The 7,869-nt window shown below is 72.7% G+C and carries 8 protein-coding genes; all 8 read left to right on the forward strand.

Annotation, left to right across the window (positions count from 1 at the left end; translation table 11 throughout):
• Positions 1–329 precede the first annotated feature (329 nt).
• The 8 genes from ACFV6I_RS35275 to ACFV6I_RS35310 all read left to right on the forward strand — a co-directional run bounded on the left by ACFV6I_RS35275 (position 330) and on the right by ACFV6I_RS35310 (position 7,744).
• Entirely contained in the window at positions 330–1,643 is a 1,314-nt protein-coding gene (locus ACFV6I_RS35275) for an ATP-binding protein (protein WP_380429972.1), read from the forward strand.
• Complete coding sequence (locus ACFV6I_RS35280) at positions 1,640–2,050, forward strand: roadblock/LC7 domain-containing protein (RefSeq protein ID WP_063349165.1); 411 nt, start codon at positions 1,640–1,642, stop codon at positions 2,048–2,050. The genes ACFV6I_RS35275 and ACFV6I_RS35280 overlap by 4 nt, the downstream gene beginning before the upstream one ends.
• Entirely contained in the window at positions 2,047–2,421 is a 375-nt protein-coding gene (locus tag ACFV6I_RS35285; RefSeq protein ID WP_350881090.1) for a DUF742 domain-containing protein, read from the forward strand. Before ACFV6I_RS35280 ends, ACFV6I_RS35285 begins: the two co-directional genes overlap by 4 nt.
• Complete coding sequence (locus ACFV6I_RS35290) at positions 2,396–2,986, forward strand: ATP/GTP-binding protein (RefSeq protein WP_063349167.1); 591 nt, start codon at positions 2,396–2,398, stop codon at positions 2,984–2,986. The genes ACFV6I_RS35285 and ACFV6I_RS35290 overlap by 26 nt, the downstream gene beginning before the upstream one ends.
• A 73-nt stretch (positions 2,987–3,059) precedes the next feature.
• Positions 3,060–4,445, forward strand: coding sequence for a cytochrome P450 (locus tag ACFV6I_RS35295; RefSeq protein WP_380429975.1), 1,386 nt, complete (start codon positions 3,060–3,062; stop codon positions 4,443–4,445).
• Between the two features lie 266 nt (positions 4,446–4,711).
• Entirely contained in the window at positions 4,712–5,902 is a 1,191-nt protein-coding gene (locus ACFV6I_RS35300; protein WP_380343638.1) for a cytochrome P450, read from the forward strand.
• Positions 5,899–6,813 carry an enoyl-CoA hydratase/isomerase family protein gene (locus ACFV6I_RS35305; RefSeq protein WP_380429978.1) on the forward strand — a complete coding sequence of 305 codons (915 nt, stop codon included), beginning with the start codon at positions 5,899–5,901 and terminating at the stop codon, positions 6,811–6,813. The genes ACFV6I_RS35300 and ACFV6I_RS35305 overlap by 4 nt, the downstream gene beginning before the upstream one ends.
• A 127-nt stretch (positions 6,814–6,940) precedes the next feature.
• Positions 6,941–7,744, forward strand: a complete 804-nt coding sequence (locus tag ACFV6I_RS35310; RefSeq protein WP_380343618.1) for a hypothetical protein — start codon at positions 6,941–6,943, stop codon at positions 7,742–7,744.
• The last annotated feature ends 125 nt before the right edge of the window (positions 7,745–7,869 follow it).

Consider the following 7,869-nt stretch of genomic DNA (forward strand, 5'->3'; position numbering starts at 1 on the left):
GAGACGGAGCCATCACGCTGCGCGCGAGCCGGGGTGGGGTCGGGAAGTGTCCCCGCGATTAACGTCGCGCTACGAACTCCGCCCATTCCCGCCGGAGTTCCCGTCCGGTCGCGAAATTTCGCCCCAACTGCCCTTTTTGGCAGCTGTTCTGACCTGCCAGGAGTTGCAGTAGGCTGACCCCGCGATAGGCGTCGCCGCAGGTCCCGTGCCGGAAAGCACCGCGATGTGATGTGACATCAGGTGTCTTTCGGAGGGGGTTCAGGCCGCCAGTCCCATTCGCGCCTTGGGGCCCGGACCGGCTCCACACGGTGCCACCTGAAGAGAGTTTCATGACGTCATTTGTGCAGGAACCCTTTTTCTGGGTCTTCATCGTGGTGATGCTCGCAGCCGTCGGAGCGGCCCTCCAGGCCCGCAGGACGAACCTCGCCCTGCGGAGGCGAAACGTTTCCCTGGAGGAGGCCGGCGCCCTGGCACAGCGGCAGCGCGACGAGTTCGCCGTGCTGCACGACCAGCTGCGGAACCAGCACGCATCCGAGCTGACGGACGTCCGCCGCGACGCCGAGGAGGACACCAAGGCCGTCCTCAAGGCGGCGATGCGGACGCTGCAGGGCTTGGCCGACGAGCAGCAGGTCGTCATCGACAAGGTGCAGCGGAAGTACGGCGACAGCCCGCAGATCCTGGCCGACCTGATGACGATCGACCACACGAACAGCCAGTTCGGCCGACGCGCCCAGGGCATCGCGGTGCTCTGCGGCGGCTGGCTGGGCCGCCGTGAGAGCGTCGCCTCGGTCTACGACGTGGTCCGCAGCGCCCAGGGCCGGATCCGGCACTTCGACCGGGTGCGGATCCACTCCCAGGTCAGCGTCGCGCTCGTCAGCAAGGTCGTCGAGCCGGTCGCCGTCGTGCTGTCCGAGCTGCTCGCCAACGCGACCAACTACTCCGCCCCGGACACCCCGGTGGAGGTCAGCGTCCAGGCCGTCCCCACCGGCGTCTGCCTGATCGTCGATGACGCCGGCCTAGGCATGGGCCAGGAGGAGAAGGACCGCGCGGCGGTGCTCCTGAACCCGGGCGCGCCGATCGGCCTCACCAGCCTGGGCAACCCCCCGAAGTTCGGCTTCGCCGTCTCCGGCATGCTGGCCGCCCGCTACGGCTTCCGGGTCTCCGTCGACTCGGTCTCCCCGTACGGGGGCGTGCGGGCCGTGGTGCTGCTGCCGGCCGAGCTGCTCAGCAGCGAGGTCGCGGCCCCGGCCCCGGCCACCGCCGTGCACGGCGAGCACCAGGCCGCGCACGGTGACCACCAGGGCGCGCGCGGCGACTACCAGGCCCCGCCGGCGGAGCAGCCCGCGCAGGCCTGGGCGCAGGCCCCCGGTCAGCGGCTCGTGTCGCTGCCCGAACCGGCGGCGCCGCTGGCCCCGGTGCCGGCGGCGGCGGTGACGGAACCGGAGATGACCGCGGACGGACAGCTGCCCCGCCGCCGCCGCAACCGCCCGGTGTCCGTCCTCCCGTCCCCGCAGGACCCCGGCCGGGCCGAGGCGCCGGTGCGGAGCCCCGTCCAGAACACGCCGTCCCGCCTCGGCGCGTTCCAGCGCGGCACGCTGTCCGGGCGCAACACCACGAACACGGAAGGAACCGAGATCCAGTGAGCCGCGATCTTTCCTGGGTGCTCAACGACGTACTCCAGGTACCCGGCGCCCGGCACGCCATCCTCGTCTCCGCCGACGGCCTCCTGCTCGAACGGTCCAGCGAGATAGGCCGTGACGAGGCGGAGACCAACGCCGCCGCGATGAGCTCGATGCAGTCGCTGAGCCGCGCGGTCGCCCCGTTCGTCGGCGCAGACGGCGCAGGCGCCGGGGTCTGGCGCCAGACCCTGCTGGAGTACGACCACGGCTGGATCTTCCTGATCGCGGCCGGCAGCGGCGCGTACCTGGCCGCCTCCACCGCCCCCGACGTCGACATGGAGGCGATGTCCTTCCGGATGCAGCAGCAGGTCGGCGCGCTCGGACGGGCGATGTCGGCGGCGCCGCGCCAGAGCACGCTCAGCGGCTCATGACGGCCGGCGGCGAGGAACAGCGGGTCACCGGCGGCTTCATCCGCTCGTACGTGATCACCGGTGGGCGCGAGTTACCGAGTGCGGAGGCCCTGTCTCTGATCACCTTGGTCACCGTCGCGCCCGAGCAGGACCTCCCGGCCCTGCCGAGCCCGGAGACCCGGGCGATCTGGGAGCTGTGCTCCGGCGGCTACCTCTCGGTGGCCGAGGTCGCGGCCCGGCTGGAGCTGCCGGTGGGGGTCGTGAGGCTGCTGCTGACGGACCTGATCCATGAGGGACGGTTGCTGTGCCGGTCGGCCCCGCCCCCGGCCCAGGCCCCGGATCCGAGACTTCTAGAGAAGGTACTGCATGGACTTCAACGCCGGTTCGCCTGAGGACATCTACGTCCCGGGCGCGGTGACGACCGCGGTCAAGATCCTGGTCGTGGGGCACTTCGCGGTCGGCAAGACCACGCTCATCGGGGCCTTGTCGGAGATCGCCCCGCTGAGCACCGAGGAGAGCATGACGCAGGCGTCCATCCGCGTCGACGACCTCCGCGGCGTACCGGACAAGAAGACCACGACCGTCGCCCTGGACTTCGGCCGGCTGACACTCGGCGACGACCTGGTGCTGTACCTGTTCGGCACTCCGGGGCAGCAACGGTTCATGCAGCTCTGGGAGGACATGGCGCGGGGCGCGCTGGGAGCGCTGCTGCTGGCCGACCCGACCCGCCTCGCGGACACCTTCCCCGTCATCGACCTGATCGAGCAGTACGGCCTGGAGTACGCCGTGGCGGTCAACAGCTTCGACCGGCAGGACGAGTACACCGAGGACCAGCTGCGCGAGGCACTCGACCTGCTGCCGCACACCCCGGTGGTGTTCTGCGACGCGCGGGACCAGCGCTCCTCGGCCGACGCCCTGCTGACGCTCGTCCGGCACCTGCTCGCCCGCGCCTCCTGACCTCCCCCGCGCCTCCCTCCCCGCACGCCTCCCGGGTCCGCACCCGCCCGGGGCCACCTCCAAGGAACGACCCATGGATTCTCCGCAGCGACCCGCCCCGCAGTCGCCTCCGCAGGGCTGCCCGATGCACGTCGGCGTGAGCACACCGCTCTACGGGGAGATGTTCTCGTCCGACCCCGGCGCGGTCTACGACAAGCTGCGCGCCAACGGCCCCGCCGCGCCGGTGGAGTTGGCCCCTGGGGTGGAGGCCACCCTGGTCACCTCGCACGAGGCCGCCCTGCGGGTGCTGCAGAACCCGGGGATGTTCGCCCGGGACTCGCGGCGCTGGGCGGCGCTCAACGAAGGACGGGTGCCGATGGACAGCCCCGTCCTGCCGATGATGTTCTACCGGCCCAACTGCCTCTTCACGGACGGCGCCGAGCACCTGCGGCTGCGCAAGGCCGTCACCGAGAGCCTGGGCCGGCTCAACGACAACCGGCTCAACCGGCACGTCGAGCGGATCGCCGGCTACCTGATCGACCAGTTCAGTCCGCTGGGCCGGGCCGACCTGCTCAACGACTACGCCAAGCTGCTGCCGCTGCTGCTGTTCAACCAGCTGTTCGGCTGCCCGGCCGACATCGGCGACCGGCTGACCCGCAGCATGTCCGCGCTCTTCGACGGCCTCGACGTGATCCAGGCCAACGAGGAGCTGACCGCCTGCCTGATGGACCTGGTCGCGCTGAAGCGCCGCCAGCCCGGCGACGACATCACCTCGTGGCTCATCCAGCACCCGGCCGGCCTGCGGGACGAGGAGCTCAAGGACCAGCTGGTCATGTTGATGGGCGCCGGCGTCGAGCCCGAGCGCAACCTGATCGGCAACGCGCTGCTCCTGCTGCTGTCCGGCGAGGGCCGCTCCGGACTGCGCATCGAGGACGCCCTCGACGACGTGCTGTGGAACAACCCGCCGATCGCCAACTACGCCACGCACTACCCGATGCAGGACCTCGACGTGGGCGGGGTCCCGATGGACGCGGGCAGCCCGGTGGTGATCAGCTTCGCCGCCGCCAACAGCGACCCCGCGCTGACGGACGCCCGGCTGACCCTCAGCAAGGGGGCCCACCTGGCCTGGGGCGCCGGCCCGCACGCGTGCCCGGCCAAGTCCCCGGCCCAGCTGATCGCCCTGAGCGCGATCGAGTGCCTGCTCAACGCCCTCCCGGACGTCACGCTCGCGGTGCCCGCGGAGAGCGTGGAATGGCGGCCGGGCCCGTTCCAGCGCGGCCTGGTCTCGCTGCCGGTCCGGTTCAGCCCGGCGCCCGCCCGGACCACGCGGCCGGCCGCGGGCGCGGACACCGCGCCGGGCGGGTCGCCGGTCGGCGCCGAGGCGACGCAGGCGTACCCGCAGGCCACCGCCCCCGCGCCGGGCCGGGCCGGGCAGAAGAAGGGGTGGTGGAGCTCCTTCCTGGACGTCTTTCGGGTCTGACACGCCCCGGGCTCCGATCCGACGCGCCGTCGGAAGCCGTTCCGCCACCGCGGCGTGAACGGAGTCCGACGGCGGTGCGGGTACGTGACGGGGGCAACACGGATCGACGCTTGAGCGCGCTGTTGCTGGGTAGATCGCCGCCGTACTGCCCGCCCGCGCGTAAGGAGCCCCGTGTGACCGCCACGTTGGAAGCCCGCCCCGCAGACCCGGAGCGCCCGGACGGAAGGGTGGTCGACCGCCGCGCCGCCGTGCCGCTCCTGCGCAGGCTGCGGTCGGCCGAGGGACTCGCCGACCCGAGCCCGGTCTACGACGGGCTGCGGGCGCTGGGAGACCTCGTCCCGGCGCCCTGGGGCGGCTACCTGGTCACCGGGTACGACGCGTGCGACCAGGTCCTGCGCGGCAGGACCTGGCTCGTCCCCGACTTCGCCTGGCAGGAACGGCAGACCGAGACGGGGCGCTGGGACGCCGTCGCCACCCAGGAGATGAGCCGGACCCTCTCCCGGCTCAACGCCCCCGACCACACCCGGCAGCGGCGCAGCCTCGGGAACCTCTTCGACCGGAACACCCTCCGGGACATGGAGCCGCAGATCGAGGCCGACGTCGCCGAACTGCTGGACCGCCTGGCCGAGCGAATACGGACGGACGGCGAGGCGGACCTCTCCGCCCTGGTCAGCGAGCAGCTGCCGATCGGCACCGTCGGGCGCTGGCTGGACATCGCCCCGGCGGACTACCCGCACATCCTGACGATGACCCACAACCAGGTGCACGCCCAGGAACTCCTGCCCACCAAGAGCCAGCTGGCGGTCTCCGAGCAGGCCACCATGGACCTGCGCGAGTACTTCACCCGCCTCGTCCGGGAGCGCCGCGACAACGACGGCGACGACGTGATCGCCGGCTGGATCCGCACCTGGGACGCGCTGGAGTCCGACCGCGAGGCCACCGACCGGATGGTCTACCAGCTCACCATGTTCGTCACCATCGCCTCGCTGGAGACCACGGCGACGCTGCTCTCCTCGCTGGTGTGGTCGCTGCTGCGGTCGCCCGGCCGGTGGGAGTGGCTGCGGGAGCGGCCGGAGCACATCGACGACGCGATCGACGAGGCGCTGCGCTACGACCCGCCGGTCCGCGTCAACAGCCGCGTCGCGGGCGAGGACACCGAGCTGGCCGGGGTGTTCCTGCCCAAGGACACCATGGTCCACGTGATGTACGGCGCGGCCAACCGCGATCCGCGCCGCAACCCGGACCCGCACACCTTCGACGTGCTCCGCCGGGGCACCCACCTCACCTTCGGCGGCGGCGCCCACTACTGCCTCGGCGCGGGCCTGGCCAGGCTGGAGGCGCGCGCCCTGCTCGGCCAACTGCTGCGGCGCTTCCCGACCCTGCGGGTGGCGAGCCCGCCCGAGTACGCACCCCGGATGGTCTTCCACCGGGTGACGTCCCTGAGAGTGGCCGCATGAATGTTCCTCCGCAGGCTCCCCAGTACCCCCCGTACGCGATGCAGCCGCCGCCGTACGTCCCGTACCCCTCGGCGTCGGCCGGCTGGTACCCGCCGGTCCCTCAGTCCTCGTCGGCCCCCGAGCCCGTGCCGGCCCCTGCGCCCGCCCGTACGGTCCGTTCCGAGCTCCGGGGCGCGGTGCTCCACGTCGAGCTGGACAGCCCGGAGACCGGGAACGCCGTCACCATGGCGATGCTGGACGAACTCCTCGCCGTCCTCGCCGTCCCCGACCCGGCCGTGCGGGTGATCGTGCTGTCCGCGGCCGGCCGGGACTTCTGCCTCGGCGGCGACCGCGACGAACTCCTCGCGGGCCTGGACGAGGACCCGACCGGCGGCCGCATACGGGCCTACGGGGACAAGGCCCGCCGGGTCTGCGACGCCCTCGTCAACAGCCCCGCCGTCACCGTCGCCCGGGTGCAGGGCCGGGCGACCGGCGCCGGCTTCGCCCTGGCGCTCGCCTGCGACCTGCGGGTCGGCGCCGACAACGCCGTCTTCCGGCTGCCCGAGCTGGCCCTGGGCCTGCCCGTCGCCTGGGGCGGACTGCTGCCCCGGCTGCTCCACGAGGTCGGCGCGGCCCGGGTCCGCGAGATCATCCTCACCAGCCGCCCGGTCGGCGCGGCGGAGGCGCGGGAGCTCGCCATCCTGCAGCGCGTCGTCCCCGAGCAGGAGCTGGACGAGGCGGTGGCCGAGTGGGCCCGGCCCATCACGCGCCGCCCCGAGGCCGCCCTGCGGGTCACCAAGACGCTGCTCGCCTCCCACGCCTCGGCGACCCGGATGGCCGACGCCTCCGTGCTCGACTCCGAGCTGATGGCCTCCGTCCTCGCCGCCGCCCACTACACCCGCACCGCCGCCGGCCGGGGGCCGGCCTCCTGACCGGTGCGTGCGAAGGGGCCCGCTAGAACCCAAGGAGGATGCGGGCCCCTTCCGCGTCTGTGGGGACCGGTGGTGGATCGTGTCCGAACGTCCGCTACCGTGTGCGGTCGACGAAGCGGAGATGATCATGGCGGGGATGACGCGCGGCGTGCGCGTAGCGGGGGCCGTGCTGACGACGGCCCTGGTCGTGGCCGGAGCAGCGGCCTGCGCGGGGGACGAGGGCGGAGCCGCCGCGGCGGCCAGTACACCGCCGCAGCCGTTCGGCGCCGCAGGCTACCGCGGGCTCCAGCTCTCGATGACCAAGGAGGAGGCGCTCACCTCCGGGGCCCTGGAGCCGTCGCCGGTCTCGCTGCTCAACGGCTGCACCGACTACGCGTACAAGGGCGGCCCGGCGCCGGACCCGGTCCGGATGGCGGCCGAGGCGGAGGTCCGTACGAAGGTCGACAAGGCTCGGGCCAGGATCGACGAGATCAAGGCGGCCAGGAAGCCGGTCGCGCCCCTGGCCCCCGGGGCCTCCTCGAAGGAGCGGCAGGAGTACCTCGCGGGCCTTCGGGAGCAGCTCGATCAGACCGAGGCGGGGCGGCAGGAGATGGCCGTGCTCTACAAGGACCTGGACCTCATCGGCCCGGCCCGCAAGAACCGGGACCAGGCCTTCCTGGCCACCGGCCGGGTCAACTTCGGTACCGAGGGCCTGCGCCAGCTGGTCGCCCCGGCGGACGCCCGCACCGCCGAGGGAGTCGGCGCCGGCTCGGCGGAGGACGAGCTCAAGCGGGCCTACGAGGGCAAGGACCTCAAGCCGACCAAGGACGGCACGTACGAACTCCCGGCCGAGGGCGGCAACGGCGGCCCGGACTGGTTCTACGAGTTCACCATGGCCGAAGGCAAGGTCGCAGGCCTCGCCCTGGTCAAGCACAACACGTACTGCTCCTGACGTACTGCTCCTGAGAATCGACGGCGACGCCTCGGCCGAGGAAAGGCGCACGGCGCCAGGACCTCCGTCCGGTCGAGGCGGCGCGTACGTGGCTCCGCTCTCGGCGGCCCCGGCCGACCCCGGCC

Source organism: Kitasatospora sp. NPDC059803 (genome assembly GCF_042732255.1).
Lineage (GTDB): Bacteria > Actinomycetota > Actinomycetes > Streptomycetales > Streptomycetaceae > Kitasatospora.

Coding starts and splice junctions, on each gene's coding strand:
- ACFV6I_RS35305 (WP_380429978.1), top strand. CDS start 5,899: ATGAATGTTCCTCCGCAGGCTCCCCAGTACCCCCCGTACGCGATGCAG.
- ACFV6I_RS35275 (WP_380429972.1), top strand. CDS start 330: ATGACGTCATTTGTGCAGGAACCCTTTTTCTGGGTCTTCATCGTGGTG.
- ACFV6I_RS35310 (WP_380343618.1), top strand. CDS start 6,941: ATGGCGGGGATGACGCGCGGCGTGCGCGTAGCGGGGGCCGTGCTGACG.
- ACFV6I_RS35295 (WP_380429975.1), top strand. CDS start 3,060: ATGGATTCTCCGCAGCGACCCGCCCCGCAGTCGCCTCCGCAGGGCTGC.
- ACFV6I_RS35290 (WP_063349167.1), top strand. CDS start 2,396: ATGGACTTCAACGCCGGTTCGCCTGAGGACATCTACGTCCCGGGCGCG.
- ACFV6I_RS35285 (WP_350881090.1), top strand. CDS start 2,047: ATGACGGCCGGCGGCGAGGAACAGCGGGTCACCGGCGGCTTCATCCGC.